The following is a 21087-nucleotide window of genomic DNA, read 5'->3' as shown; positions in this document are numbered from 1 at the left end:
ATGCTTAGCCTTCGATTGGCGCGCGCCAGTCATCAGAGCCTGAAGTGCCCGCAACATTGTGTTCCCAATCGATCTTACGATACGCCAGAGAGACGTCCATTAGCTGAGTGAACTCAGACTTGGTAATGTCTTGTGCGTGTGGCATGCGTAAGTTGATGTCGACAATAGTGGCATCAGTCAGAGTCGTTGTGAAGAAATGCTCTTGCTTACCTTCAACGGAAGTGCGGTACCACTTCAGTTCAACAGTGGGGAGCATTTCTCCAGAAGCCAATGCGTTGTACATCAGCGGCACGGCCTTGTTGAGTGCTACCGTAAAGATAAATGGCTTGTGGGCACGCTGACCAGAAGGTTGACCAGACTGTGGGTCTGTAGGCACGGTCACTACATGCTTAAATTCTTGAACCAGCATTTGGTCTTCATGGCCTTCCACGTAGATGTTACCTACGGAGTCGGGAGTAAAGGCGCCAGCTGTAATATGACCCTGAGTTTGGCCTTCAATGCTGATATAACATGGAGTTGGCATAAGTCTGCTCCTTGACGATGTTAATGGTGTTGTCCTGAGGACAGATTGATAATTGCAAAACAGATGCCAGTTTTATGTTTTAATTTTAAAACAGTTGCTTATGGTTTTTCTTTTTTTTATTTATTTTTAATTAGGCAGTTTTTTGCTTGCTTATAGGCGGTTGTTTGCCTGGTCGGCGAGCATTTGCTTAATGGTTAAATGGTGATTTAACAAACTAACTGCTAGCTAATTGCAACATTGTGTTTCATAAGATATTGTATTTAACAAAGCTTAAGGTGACATGGGTATACGTTTTTAAAGTTTTTTGTCGACTCTGTTGATAAATTATTTTTTCAATGTAGGAGATTGACTATAGTTTTTGTAAGATATTTCTTACAAATTATAGTTTGTTTTATTTATTGTTGCTAAATGCTGTTAAAATTCGCGATTTAACAGTCAACTTCTATTTTTATTCGATGCAGTTTTGATTGTTTCTATAAATACACAATTTTGCGATTGGAAACTTGTTTTTTAGTTCGCTAGTCTCGCTTTGTTAATAACTACTTGCGGTTACATTTAGTCACTTTTCCGGGATAAATCATGGCTAAACAAGGAACTGTCGCGCCAAAAGAGCGCATCAATATTAAGTATGTGCCAGCAACTGGAGGTCAGCAGACTGATACAGAGCTACCACTTAAGCTGTTGGTCGTGGGGGACTTCAAAGGTAGAGAAGAGGAGACTCCAATTGAGGAGCGTCAGGCAGTATTGATCGATAGTGCTAACTTTCAATCTGTCATGCGAGAAGCTGATCTGTCGCTGCAAGCCGTTGTTCCTAATCGACTTGATGAGAGCGAAGAGCCTAATGATATATCGGTTGACTTGTCATTCAAGTCACTTGAAGACTTTTCGCCTGATGCAGTAGCAAAGCAAGTTCCCGAACTGCGTAAATTGGTAGAGCTGCGTGAAGCTTTGGTTGCTTTAAAGGGGCCGTTAGGTAACGTGCCTAATTTCCGAAATCGCTTACAAAAACTGCTCGAAGATGATAGCGCACGTCAGCAGCTTTTGAGCGAGTTGGATTTGCTAGATAAATCTAATGATAGCAATTAATTATATTTAACTTTTTTATCTATCAGTCGTATAGCGATTTCGAGGTAGAAAAATGAATGAAGCAGCTAAAAAAAAGACGGTATTAGAAGCTGAAGCAGAGCTTTCTCTTCTTGATCAGGTCATGGCACAAACACGTATGGCCCCTGCTGATGAAGGATACGATGTTGCCAAGCAAGGGGTGGCAGCGTTTATTACAGAGCTTCTAAGTAATAGCGATGAGACGCCAAAAGTTAACAAGTCTTATATTGACAGTATGGTCGTGGAACTAGATCGAAAAATTAGCCATCAAGTTGATGAGATCTTGCATGAAAATAACTTTCAACAGCTAGAGTCTGCTTGGCGTGGATTGAAACTGTTGGTAGATCGCACTGATTTTCGTGAGAATATTAAGCTAGATCTATTGCATGCAACGAAGCAAGAGTTACTTGATGACTTTGAATTCGCGCCTGAAATTAGTCAGAGCGGCCTTTATCATCACGTTTATAACGCTGGCTATGGGCAATTTGGCGGGGAGCCAGTTGCGGGTGTTATCGGTCATTACGATTTTTCACCGTCTTCACCTGATATGAAACTTTTGCAGTACACCTCTGCCGTTGGGGCAATGGCTCATGCTCCTTTTATGTCCTCTGTTGCGCCCTCTTTCTTCGGTATTGATAGCTTTGAAGAGCTACCTAATATTAAAGACTTTAAAGCGATTTTTGAGGGGCCAAAATATGCCCGTTGGCGCAGTTTGCGTGAGTCTGATGACGCCCGTTATCTTGGTTTGACGGCACCCCGCTTCTTGTTACGTACGCCTTATGACCCAGTTGAAAATCCAATCAAAACCTTTAATTACCGTGAAAATGTGAGTGAAAATCACGAGCATTATCTGTGGGGTAATACAGCGTATCTATTGGCGGAGCGTTTGACAGATAGCTTCGCCAAGTACCGGTGGTGCCCCAATATTATTGGTCCGCAAAGTGGCGGTGCTGTCGAAGATCTGCCGGTTCATAACTACGAGGCTTTTGGTCAGTTGCAGGCCAAAATACCGACAGAAGTGCTGATTACAGACCGCCGCGAATTTGAATTGTCAGACGAGGGATTTATCTCTCTGACCATGCGGAAAGGTAGTGATAACGCCGCTTTCTTCTCAGCGAACTCCGTACAAAAGCCCAAAGTATTCCCCAATACGGCTGAGGGTAAAGTGGCAGAAACCAACTTCAAGTTGGGAACGCAGCTCCCCTATATGTTCATCATCAATCGATTAGCGCACTACGTGAAAGTGTTGCAGCGCGAACAGATTGGTTCCTGGAAAGAGCGGCAGGATCTTGAGCGTGAGCTTAACGCATGGATTCGCCAATACGTTGCAGACCAAGAAAATCCGCCAGCTGATGTCCGTAGCCGTCGTCCACTGCGAGCGGCCTCTATCCAGGTTTCTGACGTTAATGGCGAGCCAGGTTGGTATCAAGTCTCTTTGTCAGTGCGCCCTCACTTTAAGTACATGGGTGCCAGTTTTGAGTTGTCTCTCGTTGGGCGTCTTGATAAGGAATAAAGGAACAAAAGCGCTATGGCAATGGAACGTGGTGGGCGAATCGGAAGTCGGCTTTTTGAACGCTTAGCAGCGCCAAGCAAGACCGTTCATTACGCAGAAGAGAGCCCGCTGGAGATGGTGGTGGCGTCCATAAAGCACCACCTTGTTGAGTTGCTCAATAGTCACCCTGGAAACAGCGCTTGCGCACCCGAACTAGGCCTCCTTGATTTCAATGATGCCACGATAGGTGTACTTAATTTGGAGCTCAACATTAAGCAGGCTATTCGTCACTGCATAGAGCGTTATGAGCCCCGGATTCAAGATGTTGATGTCGAAGCCCTGCCGAGCCTAGGCAGTGGGCTGCAGCTACGTTTTCAAGTTCATGCCACGTTGTTGCTGGGAAAGAAAAGCGTTCCAACCACCATTGATCTATTGCTTAACAACAAGCGTTATCAGTGTCTCAACTGATAGGCCTGAGAGGCGCGAATGCTAAATCGCTACTATCGTGACGAACTCAACTTTTTGAAACGACAAGGCCGAGAGTTTGCGGAAGCAAACCCTGGTCTTAGCCGCTTTCTTTCCGAGCGGAGCACTGATCCAGATGTAGAGCGTCTGTTGGAAGGATTTGCTTTCTTGACTGGTCGCATGCGCGAAAAAGTAGAGGATGAATTTCCCGAACTTACTCACTCGCTCATTAGTATGTTATGGCCTAATTACTTGCGTCCGGTACCAAGTATGACCGTGATCCAGTTCACGCCCAAGTTGCACGGACTGAGTCAACAGCAGCAAGTTAAAAGAGGCACTGAACTAGCCAGTATTCCTGTTGAAGGCACATCGTGTTTATTTCGTCCCTGCCACGATGTGGCGCTTTATCCGCTAGTTCATGGTGGCGTTGATGCGCGCCATACCAGAGAGATTTCTATTGTAGAGCTATCCCTAGAAGTTCACAGCGATCAACCCTTGAATACACTTGGGATTGATGCCCTGAGGTTACACTTGGGGGGCGACGGATATACTGCTCGGACACTGTATCTATGGATGAGCCATTATCTAGCCCATCTGGAGCTAGAAGTGAATGGACAGCGGCAATCGATAGCTACAAATGCGTTGCAAGCAGTAGGGTTTGAGAGTGATCAAGCGTTACTGCCTTACCCACGAAATGTCCACCAAGGCTATCGGATATTGCAGGAGTATCTTTGCTTTCCCGAGGCGTTTCATTTCTTTGACGTACAGGGAATAGGGCAATTATTACCTTCTGCAGCGTCGGATAGTGTAACGCTTCGTTTTGTTTTTTCTCGCCCATTACCCACCGATGCGCGTGTTAAAAATGAGCATTTAGCTCTCTACTGTACACCGGCGATTAACCTCTTTGATCACGATGCTGAACCGGTTGACTTAACAGGAGAGCGAAGTCAGTACCGTATTCGGCCAAGCAGTAAGATGCCGGCACATTATGAAACTTATAGTGTAGATAGCGTGCTGGGTCATTTAGAGGGTTCCCAAAGTGGCTCACAGGCATCCTTGCGGCGCTATGTGCCCTTTGAAAGTTTTCAACATCAAATTGAAAGCGATAAAGGACGCGAAGCGTTGCACTATCGCGTGCGAGTGAGCAACAGTCTACGCGGTGACGGCTTCGATCATGACATAGCTTTTACACGTGAGGATGAGCAGCTATGTCTTGGGCGCCGTGAGACGATTTCACTGGGTTTGACCTGTAGTAATCGAGAATTGCCGGAGCAACTGACCGTTGGTGATGTGTGTGTCGGTACAAATGATAGCCCTACTTTCGCTACCTTTCGCAACATTACACGCCCTACACAGGTACTGCGTCCAGCCATCGATGATGGTTTGCTGTGGGTCTTAATTTCTAACTTATCGCTCAATTACCTTTCACTGCTAAATCGTGATGCGCTCTGTGCGGTGCTTAGGGCTTACGATTTCCGTGCTCTGGTGGATCGTCAGGCAGAGCGCGTAGCTCACAATCGATTAACTGGGATTGTAGATATTAATACTCAGCCAGTTGATCGGCTACGCAAAGGGCTGCCAGTGCGAGGTTTACGTTCAATTATGACGCTTGACCAAAATGCTTTTGGAGATGAAGGCAGTCTTTACCTGTTTGGCAGTGTGCTGGCTCGCTTTTTGTCCTTGTACGCCAGCATTAACTCTTTCCATGAGTTGCAAATAATCAATCGCCATAACCAAGAGCGCTACGTATGGAGCTTACAAGCGGGACAGCAGCCTCTGATGTAGCGCTGCTAGCGCCCTTGTTTAATGCGGCGCGACGCTATGAATTTTTTCAACTAGTGGAGCTGTTGCACCGTCATCACCACGATGATTTGGAGCAGCGTCATGGCGGTAGCGTGCCGGTGTTTCAGCGAGTGCGCTACAAAGCTTCGGCTTCACTGGGTTTTCCTAGTAGTGATGTGTTGGCTCTTGAGGCTAATGAATACGGCCAGTATGAAATGGAGGTTAGTTTTCTGGGGCTGCAAGGGTCGCAATCTCCACTGCCGGGCTACTACTTGGAAGCGCTTGCCCATGAGTCGGCGCACCATGAAGGTATCGCGGGGGATTTTCTAGACTTTTTTAATCATCGCTTGCTGACACTAACCCATCGAGGATGGCGTAAATATCGCCATCATGTGCGTTACCAAAATAACGCTCAGGATGGCTTTTCTGCCGCGATTTTTTCCTTAGTCGGTCTCGCTGACAGCAACTTGCGCGGTGAAACGCCGATTAACTGGAGCAAGATGCTTTCCTATGCGGGGCTGTTGGCCGGACGCTCTCGCTCGCCTGATGTGGTTAGTGGGATTGTGAGTCACTGCTTTGAGGTGGCCCAGGTTGAAATTAAGCAATGGGTCTATCGATGGATAGATATGCCGCCAGATCAGCTCAGCCGAAATGGCCTTACGGGGATGACACTTGGTGAAGATATGGTGGCTGGCGAGAGAGTTGCCGATGTTAAAGGAAAGTTTGCGCTTCGCCTACGTGGGCTGACGCTTTCTCGTTTTCGCGATTTTTTGCCCGATGGTGAGGAGCATCAGTCGTTAAAAACATTAGTAAATTTTGTATTACGTGAACCACTTGCCTACGACTTAGAGCTTGACCTTCTAGCCAGTGAGGTGAAGCCCATGCGTTTAGGCGATGCTGGCTCAAGTCAGTTGGGTTGGACAACATTTGTTAATCCAGATAGTGACGACACTTCTAAACGTCGTCATGTACATATTCAAATGACGAGTTAAATCATGCAGGCCGATCCACTTGAGAGCATCACGCTAGTCGTTGTTAACAGTGAGCAGCTTGAAGGGCGCTCATCTAGTAGTCACGTTTTTCACGGAGAGGGCGGGACGCTGGGTAGTGGCGACAGCGATGATTGGTTGCTGCAAGACCATATGGGGCAAATTCATCCTCGTCATGCCGACATTACTAAAATCGACGGTAAATTTTGTTTGGTGGATTGCAGCGGACACACCTTTATTAACCGCGCAACACTACCTATCGGTCGTGACCGAAAGGCAGCATTGAACGATGGGGATGAGCTGAACGTAGGTGAGTATCGATTAAAGGTACACCTGGGTGATTGGTGCGCCCGGCAGCCAGGCGTCCTCTCATTAACGACATTGATTGATGAAGAGCATGAGGATGTGATGACGGTCACGGACACGCGACCGGTAGGCAGTGAGCGTGTGGATCATCATCAAACCAAAGAAGACGATCCCATTGAATTACTCGGCGGCGTTATGCCTAGCTCGCAGCAGCATGACCCTATAGTGGCGCTTGATAGCGATGAGCATCAGCCATCGGTAGTAGAGCCTTTAGAGACTGTGTCATTTACTCAGCATGACCAGCGTGGGGACTGGCATCAGCAGGAGCGTAGTGATCAAGCAGTACGTCTCCCCGATATAAAACCTAAACCTTTCAGCGGCACAAAAAAGCATAGGAGCAGTGACATGGATGAACGGCAACTAGATGACTTGGAGCGCTCTGTGGGCGAGCAGCTAGAGGATCGCTGGCAAAAGCCGACGACGCAGGCGCTTGGTCATATAGGTGCTGACCCATTGCTTCGAGGATTGGGTATTGATTTGCCTTTTCGGGATGCTGAAGAGCAGCAAGCTTTTTTACAAGAAGCTGGGCAAACACTACGAGCCACTATTGATGGGCTGCGTTTGTTACAGCAGTTTCAGAATGATAGTAAATACCCACTACGTGACCGTCGCTTACAGCCGATTGAAGATAACCCGCTGAGACTTGGGATGACTTATGGTGAAACCGCGGAAACGATGTTCTCTGCGCAGCGCAGCCCTGTTCACCTCTCTGCACCAGAAGCCGTAGCCGAGAGCTTACGGCACCAAGGTCAACACCAAACGGCTGTTGAAGAGGCTATCGGTCTAGCCCTTGGTGCCATCCTGGATGCCTTTTCTCCCGAGACACTGCTTAAACGTTTTCACGCTTACCGAGGGATAGGCAACCGTATTGAAGACGAAGGAGATTGGGCATGGGAAATGTACCAGCACTATTACCGCGAGCTGAACTCTGGTCGTCAGCAAGGCTTTCAAAAACTGTTTTGGGAAGTCTTTGAACAAGCTTACGACCAATCGGTACGCCGCCAGCAGCGGGAGGGGGCATGAGCGCGTCAAGTGCAGTTCGGATAATTGTGCTGATCTGTCTCATTATTTTGTTGGCCGGCTGTGCCTCAACACGAGAAACGACAGGGAAAGTCTGGGAGGTCATTCGTGACCCGTCGATCCCCGTTGGCTATCCGGAAGACAGGCCTACGCTTGTTGATCTGAGCATGGTGGCAGAAAGGAATGTAAACCCCAATGTGGATGGCGATGGAACGCCGCTACGCTTTCAGGTGTTGCAACTCAAAGACGACTCGATGCTGATGGCTGCCGACTTAACTCAGTTACAGCAAGATTTAGAAGAGTCGTTGGGCACTAATTACTTGACCCATGACGACTTTACTTTGCTTCCAGGGCAATGGAAGTTCTATGAGCCTTTCGAGATTGATGAAGCAACACGCTATATCGGAATCATCGCATTTTACGCCACGCCGAATGAAGCGGAGTGGAAAAAGATTGTGAAGGTTAAAAGCCGTGGAGAGCACTACCACTTGCTGGTTCACCTCCGTGACAGTGAAGTGGAACTAAGGAAGGAGGAGTAATGGCTAGCCGAAACCGTGTGGTGTGGAGCGAAGGTTTATTTATTAAGCCTCAGCACTTTCAACAGCAGCAGCGTAGTTTAGAAGGATTGCTGGATACGCGGCTTAAAGGAGTCAGCCATTATCTGTACGGCTTCCTTTCTCTTGAGCTTAATAACGAATTTCTTAGTTTTGGACGGGTGGCAATTAGTCGTGCAAGCGGTGTGATGCCGGATGGTGTGGCCTTTCATTTGCCCGATGATGATGTAGAACCTGCGCCGCTGGAAATTAGCGATACGAGCATCACTAACCAAGTTGTCTACTTGGGCTTGCCATTAGCAACGGACGGTATCGGTGAAGTGCGCTGGCCTGATGACGACCTGCCAGCTCGCTATCGACTGCGGTCAAGTAGCGTTAGGGATCTGCATTCTCGGGATGGGGCAACGACAGAGCTTGATGTTGCACGTGTAGCCCCTCGTCTATTGCTCGAACGGGATGACCGTAGTGGCTATGCCTGCCTTGCAGTGGCGCGCATTGTTGAACGTCGTCCTGACGGTAGCCTAGTGCTGGATGAGCAGTTCATACCCACGCTTTTGAACGTTCAAGCCGCCCCAGGTTTACAACGTTTCGTCGGCGAAATGTCAGGGCTGATGCGTGAGCGTGCTCGCAACATCGCCCAACGTCTGTCCACACCCCATCAAGCCGGGGTTGCAGATGTGGCGGATTTTATGCTTTTGCAGCTGCTTAATCGGGCTCAGCCTCGTTTCCAGCACCTTGCCCGCTTAGGGCAACTTCATCCAGAGCGTCTCTACGACACCATGCACGAGATTGCTTGTGAGCTGGTCACGTTCACCGATGAATCACGCTTGCCGCCGGAGTGTCCGGCCTATGATCACAATCATCCTGAGGGAGCGTTTCGCCCTTTGATGAAAATGCTCCGCCAAGCGCTTTCCACAGTACTTGAACCACGTGCCATGGCCATTCAGCTACAGGCACGTCGCTTTGGTTTGTTGGTCGCGCCGCTTTCGGATCTCAGTTTGATCGAAACAGCAGAGTTTATTCTCGCGGTGCGGGCTGACATGCCTAACGAGCGACTACGCAAACTGTTTTTGCAGCAAACAAAAGTGGCCAGCGTCGAGCGTATTCGTGACCTCATTAGCTTACAGCTGCCCGGTGTGCCGTTGGAGCCGTTGCCGGTAGCTCCCCGCGAGCTGCCTTATCACGCTGGTTACACCTACTTCCAGTTAGACCGCCGAAGCGAAGCCTGGGGAATGCTTAACGATGCCAGTGGATTTGCGTTTCACGTCGCCGGTGAATTTCCAGGTTTGGAAATGCAGTTTTGGGCGATCAGGAGTTAAACCATGCAACAACTTGTCACTGATGAGCACGATTCGCCCCAGCAACATTTTTCCCATCATAAGGGGCGGCACGAAGACAGTATTAGCAAGCACGGTATAGAGCACTTGGTTCACAGTCATGCCGAGCAGCTAAATGCTGATGAGGACTACTGGTTTCGTTTGCGCGGCCACAGTTTAAATCCGCTGGTAGATGCTGCCAGTAGTTTGCTCGGAATGGTCGTGCGCGTACGCCAACTCGACAGTGCTGGTGATATAGAGAGTCTCTATCAGCAAGTGGTTGATGAGATCGCGGCTATCGAAATTGAACTGACAGAGCAGGGGTACGACCGAGCCACACTGCTTGCGTACCGCTATGTTCTCTGTTCCTTCATTGATGAAGCGGTCATGGGCATGTCCTGGGGGCGTCAGAGTAAATGGGCCGAGCACTCCCTGTTGACAAGGTTTCACAATGAAACATGGGGGGGAGAAAAAGTGTTCTCCATCCTCTCGCGGTTACAGCAGGAGCCTCACCGTTACAGAGATATGCTGGAATTTATCTATCTGTGTCTGTGTCTTGGGTTCGGGGGGCGCTATCACGTTAGGTCTCATGGGAGCGAAGAGTATGAGCACATTGTTCGAGCGCTGGGTGACCAGCTTACCGCCCTTAAACAGCCTGCTGAAGAGGCCTTGACGCAGCCACTCAGTAATGTGGTTCGTGGTCGCCAACGGCGTACCTCTCACTTCCCTATATGGGGCATTTTTGCGCTGTTCGGTGTTGCTATGACCGGCGTTTATCTGGGCTTTTCATGGATGCTTGATCAACAAGCCGAACAGATTGCTTCGCTTCTTAATCAACTTTATCGCTAGGAGTTATCATGCTCAGGGTAGAGCTATCAGCGCTTATTGGCCGCCTCAATGCCATTACTCGCCAAGGGCTAGAGCAAGCCGCCGTGCTTTGCGCACAGCAGCAGGCCCCAGAGGTATCCGTGGGGCATTTACTGCAAGCAATGCTCGACCAGCCCTTATGTGATGTTCGCAGCATTTGTGAAAGCGTTGATGTAGATACGGTAGCTCTACGCGCTCAGCTGGCTGAAGAAACACGCCCACCACTTAACACAGAAGTATCCACGCCAAGCTTCTCCCCGCTACTGATTGAACTGCTGCAGGATGGGTGGCTATTAGCTTCTACTGAGTATCAGCACCGGACACTGCGTAGTGGCGCGATATTTACAGCACTACTACATAATATCGAGCGTTATTTAGGCGCAGGCTCGGCTCGACTACTGGCTCACATTAATCGGGAGAATCTGCGCCGCCACTTGGATCGACTCACTGTCGACTCAGCAGAAGCTCCCCAAGAAGATGCTGCCAATCAACCGCACCAGTCTTCTTCTGGTCCCGGTGATGACAGTGCGTTGTCGCGATTTGCAACCTCGCTTACTGAGCAAGCACGAAAAGGAGAGTTAGACCCTGTCTTAGGGCGTGACCCAGAGATCGACCAGATGCTTGATATTCTTGGTCGCCGCCGTAAAAACAATCCCATTGTCATTGGCGATGCAGGGGTGGGTAAAAGTGCTGTCGTTGAAGGGTTAGCGGCTCGTATCGTGGCTGGGCAAGTACCTGCTGCACTTGCCGGTGTGGAATTATTAACGCTTGATTTGGGAGCGCTTCAAGCTGGCGCCGCCGTTAAGGGGGAATTTGAAAAACGCCTAAAAGCCGTTATAGATGAAGTCAAAAATGCACCGCAGCCAACACTACTCTTTATTGATGAAGCACATACGCTGATTGGTGCGGGTAATCAGGAAGGTGGTGGCGACGCGGCCAATTTGCTAAAGCCTGCGCTAGCCCGCGGAGAGTTGCGCACAATTGCGGCGACAACATGGCGCGAGTACAAGAAATACTTCGAGAAAGACCCTGCACTCTCACGCCGTTTCCAGCCTGTCGCATTATCAGAGCCTAGTGTTGAGCAGGCACTCGTCATTCTTCGAGGCCTGCAAGATGTTTACGAGCGTGCCCACGGTGTACTGATTGGTGATAGCGGGCTGCGGGCAGCTGCTGCGTTGTCTGCACGTTATCTGGCGGGTCGTCAACTGCCAGATAAAGCCATTGACGTGTTGGATACAGCTTGCACACGGTTGTCGCAAGCGCTTGATACACCACCACGAAAACTGAGCCACTTGCAAAGTGAACATACGGCTGCACTGCGCGAAAAGGATCAGCTTGCACGTGAGCAACTGTTAGGCCGCGAACCTGATGCCGCTCTTCTTGAGGCGCTTAGTGAGCGTTTGGTTAACATTGAGAATGAGCTCACGGTCTTGGAGGCTGCCTGGCAAGAGCAGCGTGAATGTGTGAATGCCATTGTGGCTCTCCACCGCCAGCTGTTGGAAGCGGATGTTCAGAGCGGCGACGGCCAGAGTAGTGATGATCAGTTTAATGAGCAATCCACGGTTCAGTTGCGTGCTGAGTTGGTCGAATGCGAGCAGCAGTTAACACGCTTGCAGCACGATTTTTCGTTGGTTAACCCAAGTGTTGAAGAAGCCCAAATTGCTCAGGTTATTGGCGACTGGACCGGTGTGCCGGTTGAGCGGATGACCAGCGATGAGTTAACACGCCTCACGGAGCTGCCTGCTTACCTTGGTGAACAAATTAAAGGCCAAGATACCGCTATTGAGCGGATTCATCGGCACCTGTTAACGGCGCGTGCCGACTTGCGTCGCCCCGGACGTCCGTTAGGTGCTTTTTTGCTCGTAGGCCCGAGTGGCGTGGGCAAAACAGAAACCGTGGTGCAGATTGCCGACCAGCTGTATGGCGCCCGCCAGTTCCTCACCACTATTAACATGTCCGAGTATCAGGAAAAACACACGGTTTCTCGGCTGATTGGTTCTCCACCTGGCTATGTGGGGTTTGGTGAGGGCGGGCTTTTAACGGAAGCGATACGTCAGCGTCCATATTCGGTGGTGTTGCTCGATGAAGTAGAGAAAGCACACCCCGATGTACTCAATCTTTTCTATCAAGCGTTCGACAAAGGCGAGCTGGCAGATGGGGAAGGGCGAATAATTGATTGTAAAAACGTACTTTTCTTCCTGACTTCAAACCTTGGCTATGAGGCCATCGTTGCCCATGGCAACGATGTCTATGCGCTCGATGCTGCGCTTTATCCGGTACTCGCAGAGTTCTTCAAACCGGCCCTGCTGGCGCGCATGGAAGTGGTGCCTTACTTACCGCTTGATGGCGACACCCTTCGCAGCATTGTGACGGCCAAGCTCGACACGCTGGCTGGTCGTATCCGTGAGCGCCATCGTCAAGCAGAGGTAGTACTAAACGACTCCCTGGCGGAAGCAATATGCGTGCGAGCTACTCGTAGTGAAAACGGAGCGCGCATGCTGGAGTCGGTGATTGATGGCGAATTGCTGCCTCCTCTCTCCCGGGCCCTGCTCGAACGTATGGCGCGACGTGAAACAGTGGCAAACGTCGTGCTGGGTGTCGACCCCGAGAGTGGCTTTTTCACAGCAGAGGTAGTTTGACACCATGACACTGCCTGTTTCCCATGAAGCCATTGCGGAACGATGTTTCACCGCTGAGTTAGCAGCTATGCCGATCGCTTTAACGCTAGTGGAGAGCAGCTCAACGGTTGTGCTACGCCAGCAAGCTGCGCATTTATTGCAACACCACTTGGGGTTGGTATTTGTGGAGTGCCTTTATATTGAAGGAAGTGGTCGTTGGTTAGGGCGGGATGGTGATGAAGGGCAGTTTGATTGTGGAGTTTTTAATCACCCTTATGCCCATGTCATTCGTGGTGGCAAGGCGCTAACGCTTAGCGTGGCAGATGCACGAATTCGTTTGGATCATCCGAGTTTTCAAGCACAAGTGGCTCCATTAGCTGCTGCACTGCAGCTACAAATTCGTCCATTACGTGCCAGTGATGGAAAGAAGGAGTGGCTGGGGGGGATGTTACTAGCAGGCGAGCTAGCGAGGCTGACAACGCTGAAAGACGACCCCGGTATGGCTGCTTTTGAAGCCTTGTTATGCCGCTTATGGGCGCGTCTTGCTAGAGAGCAGGGGGAGCGACTGCGCTCACGAGTACTTCAGGACTCCTTAGCCAAGCTGAACGATGGGGCTCGTCGCCAAGCATTAGCTGACCAATTAGCTGAAGAGCTGCTGGGTCAATCAACAGCCATGCAGTCACTACGCCAACATGTAGTGCGTGCAGCAGAAACAAACTTGGCGGTACTGCTTCAAGGAGAAACTGGCACGGGCAAAGACTGTGTAGCAAGGGCGATACATCAACTTTCGGCACGGGCTAAAGGCCCCTTTATGGCGATTAACTGTGCTGCCATTCCCGAAGCATTGTTGGAATCAGAGCTGTTTGGGCATGCCAAAGGCGCTTTTTCAGGAGCTGATCAGGCCCGGGATGGGCTGATTAGTCAGGCTGACGGTGGAACCTTATTCCTAGATGAAATTGGTGATATGCCGTTAGCGCTACAAGCCAAGCTGCTTCGTGTATTAGAAAGTGGCCGCTACAGGCCGCTTGGGGCAAGCAAGGAGCGTTGCGCTGATCTTCGTTTGGTAGCGGCAACACACCAACCGCTTCAAACACAAATTCGCGAGCAGCGTTTTCGTGCTGACCTTTATTACCGATTAGGCCAATTCCCTATCACCTTACCGACACTCTCAGAGCGGCGTGAGGATATTGCTCAATTAGCGCAGTCATTCATCACTGATTTTTGTGCTCGGGAGGCACGTGACGAGATGGGCATCACGCCAGCAGCGTTGCGGCTAATTTATCGGAGAGAGTATCCCGGCAATGTTCGCGAACTTAAGAACATCGTTGATTACGCTTGTGCCATGACGCCTGAGGGAGCCGATATCGATGCTTATGTGCTGCCCGGCGAGCAAGAAGAGAGCACACCGCAAACCGTAGACAGCGTGGAAACAACGTCGCTCGCGCTAAACGATGACATAAACGATCTTCGCCAAGCGCTTCGTGATGTGGAGTCCGCCATCATTCGCCAACGTTTAAGGCGCTTTGGCGGAAATCGCGCCCAGGCGGCTGAAAGCTTGGGCTTGCCGAAGCGAACACTGGCTCACAAGTGTCAGCAACTGGAACTAGATACGAAATGAACGCGATGTTGCCAAAACACCAGTGGTCAATGCGTGTATTGCTGATGCTAGGTGCGCTGATCAGTTTCCCCCTACAGGCCCAGGATGACAGCGCTTTGATAGAACGTGCGCAGCTATGTGCGGAGGCGTCTTCGCGGCTCGAACGGTTGAACTGTTACGACGCTATTTTTCAACAGGCACAGCTGAGTGATGAGCATAGTGAATTGCCTGGTCTTTGGCATGCTATCGAGCATCAGGAAGGAGCGCGTAATGAAAGGAATGTTGGATTAATCGTACAGGAAGCAGGAGATGAGGTGCTGATCAGCATGCCAGCGTTAGGCACCACACCGCCTCGCCCGATTCTGGTGATAGCCTGCGAAAAACTGATTACTCGTTTTCAATTACACCTTCCGGCACCACTCGACAATGCCAGGGTTGATTTACGGCTGACAAGTAATAGCGGCACTGTTCAACAGCAGTGGCGTGTGCGGGATGGTGGTCACGTAGTGAGCGGCGGACGGGGTCTACCGGCTATCGATACACTCCGCCAACTGCTAAATGCCACTGGTATTACGCTACATAGCGATGTTGCCGCTCTGGATGAACTGCACTTTGATACAACCGGCTTGCGCCAAGCCATCCAGCCACTACGTGAAGCGTGTCGCTGGTAAAGGAGTTTTATATGCAGATTACCGCAGAATCTCATTTGGCTCCTTTACTGGCCCCTTTGGGAGCAAACGCAGACGGCTTTCCCGTGGGAGAGTCGTTAGAAGATGACAATGACTATCTCGTATTAGATGAAGAGATGATGAAGATAGGCTCACTTCAGCACGGCCAAGTGGAGTGGGGGACCGCTGAGGAACTGGCAATTCGTATGTTGAGTGAGCGTGGCAAAGACATAAAAGTGCTGGGGCACCTGCTGCACTGCATGCAGCATGATGGCAGCAGCGTGCGTTTTGCACTGTCCTTACGCCTACTAGCACGCAGTATTGCTCAACCTTGGTGGGAGCATGCTTATCCATTTGGAGGTAAGCGCGGTGACAAGCTGCGCCTGCGGCTGGTGCAGCAGTTTATTCAACGGAGTGTCAAACTTGTATCTGGGCTCGACTTTCACAATGCCGAGGATGAGTTTGAAGCTTGTCAGGCGTCGCTTGCCGAGCTAAAGAAGCAAGTGACTGAAACATCGCTACCCGGCAAGGCAATTGAAGATTTAAGCCGCCAGTTAACTGCTCAGCGCTCAGTGGAGCAGTCATCATCGGCGCCAGAAAATCTAACGCCCCAGCAAGTGGGAGAGCAGACCTCCGCCAGTCAGGGATACGAAGCGCCTGCGACTGCCAAAGCGCCAGAGCTACGATTAGAAGCAGGTAACGATCGCTCAAATCGTCAGGCATTGCTGAAAATGGCTGAATTCCTTGGCGAACAATCGCCTGGCGAACAAGTCTCTTACCGTCTGCGTCGTTATGCGGTTTGGAGCACGATCCAGACACTTCCCGTCGCTAAAGAAAATGGCAAAACGGAGCTTTCCCCAGTCTCTGCTGATCGTATTGCTGATTACCGTGAATCCCTCTCCAAGGGGGGCGATAACGCTCTCTGGCAGCGCATTGAGAATAGCCTCGCGCTAAGCCCTTATTGGTTGGAAGGGCATCGGCTCAGTGCCGAGCTGGCCAAACAGCTGGGCTATTCATGCTGTGCAGAAGCGATTCGTGAGGAAACGCTGCGGTTTGTGGAGCGGTTGCCGGGTATCGAATCACTGACCTTCAACAATGGTGCTGCGTTCCTCGAGGAGGAAACGATGCGCTGGCTACATGGTTCTGCGGGTAACAGCGGAGCCGTCAGTAATGGTAATGAGGCATGGGAAGCTGGCTTGGAAGAAGCTCGGGAAGCGGTGAAAGGCGGCGATCTTAGTGCAGCACTCAAAGTGCTAGATCAAGGGCTAAGCAGAGCCTGTTCTCCACGGGAGAGTGTCTATTGGCGACTAGCCAGTGCTGAGCTTTTACATGAAGCAGGTCTGGAAAGCTTAGCGCAGCAGCATTATCACACGCTGTACCAAACAGTAACGGATCTGGCGCTAGGACATTGGGAACCAGCGTTGGTGTCACGATTAAAAGCAGCGGTTCAAGAGACACACTAGTGGTCATCATCAACAGGGACGAGGGATAAAGGCTAATGTGGTCAACCTTAAAATCAAAACTGAGCCGCTGGGTGCCTGGCTTTTCCCGGGCGCAAACCGCGAAAAACAGGGCCAATGCGCACGGTAACAAAGCCAAAGGACTTCTGCGCCTCTCAACACTGCTTTGGGTGGTACTACTCATCGTGTTGGTAATTGCTATTTGGTGGTGGGGGCCAAACTGGGAGGTGCGGGAAACCACTCCTCTTGCTCCCTTAATGAACCGTTTGCTGGCAACACTTTTAGTAGTCACGGTAGTGGCCATCATATGGGGTGTCAGCCTTGCCCGCCGATTACGTAGGCTGGATGACGAACGCCAGCAGGAAAAAGCTCGTCAGGAAGACCCTGCCATCGATCAAGTTGAACGCCAAGAAGACTCTTTGAACGCAGTGTTGAAAGAAATAACTGGTAGCTTGGGAGGTGGAAGCAAAAGTCGTTATAGCTTGCCTTGGTTTTTGGTCATGGGGATAGAGAATGCTGGTAAAACCAGTCTTATCAACCGCTCTGGCCAGAACTTTGCACTTACCCATGTGATGAAAGCCTCCGGGCAGAGCAGCAAACAGAGCCAGCTAGGTTTCGACTGGTGGATTGGTGACAAAGCGGTATTGATAGACCCTGATGGTGAGCTATTGACGCAGGGGGCGCTGGAGGGTGAAGAGTCGCAGGTGCTTCAGCGTCGGTTATGGGAACACTTTGTGGAGTGGCTTGAACGCAACCGAGCTCAACGACCACTAGATGGAGTGGTATTGGTTCTGGACCTAGCTCGTTTGAGTCATGCCAAGGTGGCTGTGCGCAAAGCCTATGCGGCACTGCTGCGTAGCCGTTTACGCGAACTTATGGAACAACATGGTCCTCGCCTGCCGGTATACGTGACCTTTAGCAAAATGGACTTGTTGCACGGTTTTGATAGCTTCTTTCGTCACTACTCTCGCTCAGCTAGAAAGACCCCCCTTGGCTTTACGTTTACCCCTGCTTCCATTGATACCCCTGGCAAATGGGAAGCTGAGTTTGAGGCTGATTACGATGCCATGCTGGCTCGCGTGAACCAGCTTTTACCCGCTATGTTGTCAGAGTGTCGTGACCGTGAAGAGAGAGAGTCGGTATTTCGTTTTGTACGTCAGCTCGCCGGGTTAAGAGATATCCTATTTGGCTTTTTAAGCGAAGCGTTATCCAGCGACCGTTTTTCTACTGCTGCGATCGTGCGTGGCGCTTACTTCACATCGGTATATCAACAGGGGGTGCCGGAAGATCCCTTCGTGGATGCAGCTGCTCGGCGCTATGGCATGAAAGATAGCGTTCAGTCTGCCCACCGCGCTACTCGTAGTGCGTTGTACTTCACCGAAGATCTTTTCGAGAAGGTTATTTATCCGGAAACAGGGTTGGCGAGCGATAATGCCAGAGTTGCACAGCGGCGCAGACGCATGCGTACGTACAGCCTTGCCGCCTGCTCAATAATGGGTGTAATCCTCGTTGCAGGGTGGAGTCACTTCTACCAAAAAAATAGCATTTCGCTTACTGCTGTCGAAGAGCGCGCATCAGCGTTTTTGGCGACTCACCCTGAAGCGTTTCAAAGCGATGACCCCTCGGGTTATGAATTCCTCGACCCCCTGGATCGGCTGCGTGACACGATGGAAACCTTTGAAAGCTATCGTACACACGTAACGTATCTAGCAGATATGGGGTTATATCAAGGGCACATCATAGGTGCCCAGGTAGAACGCGCCTATCTCGCCATGCTAGAGCAGCAGTTTCTGCCTGCCATCATGATTGGCATTGTGGACGATATGAACCGATCTGAAGAGGGCAGCAACGCCAAATTGGCGCTCTTACGCGTATTACGCATGATGTCAGATGCTAGTGGTCGCCAACCCGAAAGGGTTGAGCGGTTTATGGCTCAGCGTTGGCAGGCGTACTTTCCTCAGCAAGGCGAGGTGCAAGAGCGCTTGCTAACGCATCTAGACTATGCTTTGGAACATAGTGACCTAGAAGGGCGTATTGCTGAGGGGAGCCCACGTGCTAAGCAAGCGATGGCACCGCTGCAAGGAAGTATCGACGCGGCACAACATGAGCTAGCCCGCCAACCGATTGATGAGCGTGTTTACTTAGCGCTAAAAGCGGCAGGCAATCGTCATGGTGAGCGATTGGACCTCCGGCATAGTGTTGGCACGCTGTTCGATAGAGTATTTATGGCACGCGATGATGACCCTGAACATGTGCGCCTGGCACATCTGCTAACCCGAGATGGCTTTGAGAAATACTTTCTAAACGAATTATCGCGCGCAACAGAGCTAGCACTGGTTGATGCCTGGGTGTTAGGCCAGCGCGAGGACATTAACTTCAGCGATGCAGATACACAGCAACTGCAAACCGCGCTGCGGGAACACTATGTTGGCGATTACCACGTTAGTTGGCGCGACGCGCTGCGTAATACGCACTTGGTGCCACTGCCCGATATTCGTCAAGCTATTGTGGTAGCCGACTCCTTAGTAGGGCCGCAGCGGCCGCTCGATAGACTATTAGCCGCGATTGAGCGAAATACTAGCCTCTATCCAGAGCTGCCCGTCGATGACGAAGAAGCCCGCGAAGCATTGCGTCAATCCCAGCGTTATCAATTAGCCTCAGCTATTGAGCAGCCCTTTACGCCGGTCAACCGACTCAGCCAAGCTCGTGATGGTAATCCCTCAACTCTTGAGGAGATTAAGCAAGCTGTGTCAGCACTGCGAAACTATCTGCTAGATATAGAGGAGTCGAATAATACCGGGAGAGCTGCTTTCTTGACGGTACGTGACCGGCTATCGCTACGGGGTAATGACCCTATCGATAACCTGCAGCGCATCGCTGGCAATGCGCCAGAACCGGTAGGTCGGATGTTGCAAAGTCTGGCTGACCAAAGTTGGCAGTTAATGATGGTTAGAGCCACACGCCATCTTGAAAGCCAATGGCTGGATGATGTTGTTGCACCCTATCAAGCACATTTGGCTGGCCGTTATCCATTGTCGCCGAATGCCAGTCAGGAAGTGGCGTTAAGCGACTTCGAGGACTTCTTTGCTCCAGGTGGCACGCTAGATTCATTCTACCAAGACAGTCTGAAACCCTTTATTGAAGGGGCTCCCGAGTATTTGGTGGATGCCGACGGGAATTCACTGCTGCGAGACAGCCTTTATACGGCGGGTCAACAGGCAGAACAGATTCGCCGCGCTTACTTTAGCCGAGACGGTGCACTCGACGTAGAGTTTGCCCTTGAGCCTATCAGCCTAAGTCCAGATAAGCGGCGTAGTGTGATCAGTGTTGATGGACAGCTTATTGAGTATGCACACAGCGCTAGCCAACGCGTTTCTATGATTTGGCCTAATGCTCTGCGCGGCGGTACGGAAAGCCGCATCACGATGGTACCCAGTGAGATTAACCGCTCACCGCGGAGTATCACGCAGAACGGCGCTTGGGCATGGTTTCGCCTACTAGAAGAAGCGGATATTACCAGCGTAAGCGAGCGTGAGCTGGAGCTACGTTTTAACGTGGCTGGCGGTGCGATGCGCTATCGTCTGTTTGCCGATGGTGCTCCTAATCCGTTTACCCGCCCATTAGCCGCAGGCTTTCAACTGCCATCAGCCCTCTATGCTGATCGAGGTGATCATGCTGACTAAGTTCAAGCAACTGCTCACCATCGGCTCGAATCGACAACCTGCAACGTCAACGATTAGCCATAGCGTGAAGCGCTCGCGATTATTGTCAGATGCACGCAACGAAGATATCGATAACTTTATCGAGGCGGTTTATAAGGCAGATCAAAAGGGACACTCCCCGTGGGTGCTGCGTGACAGCAGCGTGTTGGAAACGCTGCGTCGTGCACTTGAGTTCACTGTGCATCGTGGCTTATGGCTTCAGCGGGAAGAAGGCCAAGTAGCCTATTGGCAGGGACGTCTGCTAGCACTTAGGCATGGTGAAGGCCCGCCTCTTGGCATGGTGCTCGCCTGTAGGGCGGATGACGAAGCCGCATGGCAACTGCGTTTTTTTTATATCAGCCAAGAGTGGAAAGGTAGTGGTCACGGCACGCGACTATTAACTGCGGTGCGCCGTAGTCTTAAAGGTGTACCGCTACAAACACGTCTGCCAATGGTGTGCCACTCAGCCATCGATAGCCTTGAAGCGGCGGGGTTTACTCGCCAATACGTAGATGCTTTCGATGTTGCCAGCTACGAAGCGCCTGCAATGTGGGATGAGTAAGCA

16 protein-coding genes are annotated in these 21087 nt (G+C 50.8%); 15 read left to right on the top strand and 1 reads right to left on the bottom strand.

Annotated features, from left to right (window positions below; all coding sequences use genetic code 11):
* Nucleotides 1-4 precede the first annotated feature (4 nt).
* A complete protein-coding gene (locus REH51_RS06300) occupies nucleotides 5-523 on the bottom strand; it encodes an Hcp family type VI secretion system effector (RefSeq protein ID WP_009722783.1) in 519 nt (172 codons plus the stop codon).
* 579 nt (nucleotides 524-1102) lie between these two features.
* Here REH51_RS06300 and tssB point away from each other — a divergent pair.
* The 15 genes from tssB to REH51_RS06225 are packed head-to-tail and all read left to right on the top strand — an operon-like array spanning nucleotide 1103 to nucleotide 21084.
* The gene (tssB, locus tag REH51_RS06295; protein ID WP_009722782.1) at nucleotides 1103-1609 is read left to right on the top strand and encodes a type VI secretion system contractile sheath small subunit; all 507 of its coding nucleotides are present in this window, start codon (nucleotides 1103-1105) and stop codon (nucleotides 1607-1609) included.
* A gap of 52 nt (nucleotides 1610-1661) precedes the next feature.
* Complete coding sequence (gene tssC, locus REH51_RS06290) at nucleotides 1662-3140, top strand: type VI secretion system contractile sheath large subunit (RefSeq protein WP_009722781.1); 1479 nt, start codon at nucleotides 1662-1664, stop codon at nucleotides 3138-3140.
* 15 nt (nucleotides 3141-3155) lie between these two features.
* Entirely contained in the window at nucleotides 3156-3587 is a 432-nt protein-coding gene (gene tssE / locus REH51_RS06285; protein WP_009722780.1) for a type VI secretion system baseplate subunit TssE, read from the top strand.
* Between the two features lie 18 nt (nucleotides 3588-3605).
* The gene (gene tssF, locus REH51_RS06280; protein WP_498937211.1) at nucleotides 3606-5369 is read left to right on the top strand and encodes a type VI secretion system baseplate subunit TssF; all 1764 of its coding nucleotides are present in this window, start codon (nucleotides 3606-3608) and stop codon (nucleotides 5367-5369) included.
* Entirely contained in the window at nucleotides 5333-6358 is a 1026-nt protein-coding gene (gene tssG / locus REH51_RS06275) for a type VI secretion system baseplate subunit TssG (protein WP_498937209.1), read from the top strand. The genes tssF and tssG overlap by 37 nt, the downstream gene beginning before the upstream one ends.
* 3 nt (nucleotides 6359-6361) lie before the next feature.
* Nucleotides 6362-7744, top strand: a complete 1383-nt coding sequence (gene tagH / locus REH51_RS06270; RefSeq protein WP_009722777.1) for a type VI secretion system-associated FHA domain protein TagH — start codon at nucleotides 6362-6364, stop codon at nucleotides 7742-7744.
* Nucleotides 7741-8280 carry a type VI secretion system lipoprotein TssJ gene (gene tssJ / locus REH51_RS06265; protein WP_009722776.1) on the top strand — a complete coding sequence of 180 codons (540 nt, stop codon included), beginning with the start codon at nucleotides 7741-7743 and terminating at the stop codon, nucleotides 8278-8280. Before tagH ends, tssJ begins: the two co-directional genes overlap by 4 nt.
* The gene (gene tssK, locus REH51_RS06260) at nucleotides 8280-9614 is read left to right on the top strand and encodes a type VI secretion system baseplate subunit TssK (protein ID WP_009722775.1); all 1335 of its coding nucleotides are present in this window, start codon (nucleotides 8280-8282) and stop codon (nucleotides 9612-9614) included. Before tssJ ends, tssK begins: the two co-directional genes overlap by 1 nt.
* A gap of 3 nt (nucleotides 9615-9617) precedes the next feature.
* A complete protein-coding gene (gene icmH, locus REH51_RS06255; protein ID WP_009722774.1) occupies nucleotides 9618-10460 on the top strand; it encodes a type IVB secretion system protein IcmH/DotU in 843 nt (280 codons plus the stop codon).
* 8 nt (nucleotides 10461-10468) lie between these two features.
* Complete coding sequence (gene tssH / locus REH51_RS06250) at nucleotides 10469-13117, top strand: type VI secretion system ATPase TssH (RefSeq protein WP_498937207.1); 2649 nt, start codon at nucleotides 10469-10471, stop codon at nucleotides 13115-13117.
* A gap of 4 nt (nucleotides 13118-13121) precedes the next feature.
* Entirely contained in the window at nucleotides 13122-14714 is a 1593-nt protein-coding gene (locus tag REH51_RS06245) for a sigma-54 interaction domain-containing protein (protein ID WP_498937205.1), read from the top strand.
* Nucleotides 14711-15364, top strand: a complete 654-nt coding sequence (gene vasI, locus REH51_RS06240; protein ID WP_009722771.1) for a type VI secretion system-associated protein VasI — start codon at nucleotides 14711-14713, stop codon at nucleotides 15362-15364. Before REH51_RS06245 ends, vasI begins: the two co-directional genes overlap by 4 nt.
* Nucleotides 15365-15375: 11 nt before the next feature.
* On the top strand, nucleotides 15376-16824 hold the full coding sequence (gene tssA / locus REH51_RS06235) for a type VI secretion system protein TssA (protein ID WP_498937203.1): 1449 nt from the start codon (nucleotides 15376-15378) through the stop codon (nucleotides 16822-16824).
* Between the two features lie 35 nt (nucleotides 16825-16859).
* Nucleotides 16860-20504, top strand: a complete 3645-nt coding sequence (gene tssM, locus REH51_RS06230) for a type VI secretion system membrane subunit TssM (protein WP_498937201.1) — start codon at nucleotides 16860-16862, stop codon at nucleotides 20502-20504.
* Nucleotides 20494-21084 carry a GNAT family N-acetyltransferase gene (locus REH51_RS06225; RefSeq protein ID WP_039868799.1) on the top strand — a complete coding sequence of 197 codons (591 nt, stop codon included), beginning with the start codon at nucleotides 20494-20496 and terminating at the stop codon, nucleotides 21082-21084. Before tssM ends, REH51_RS06225 begins: the two co-directional genes overlap by 11 nt.
* The last annotated feature ends 3 nt before the right edge of the window (nucleotides 21085-21087 follow it).

The organism is Halomonas bluephagenesis (genome assembly GCF_054790765.1).
This window is presented reverse-complemented; position numbering and strand designations above follow the sequence as displayed.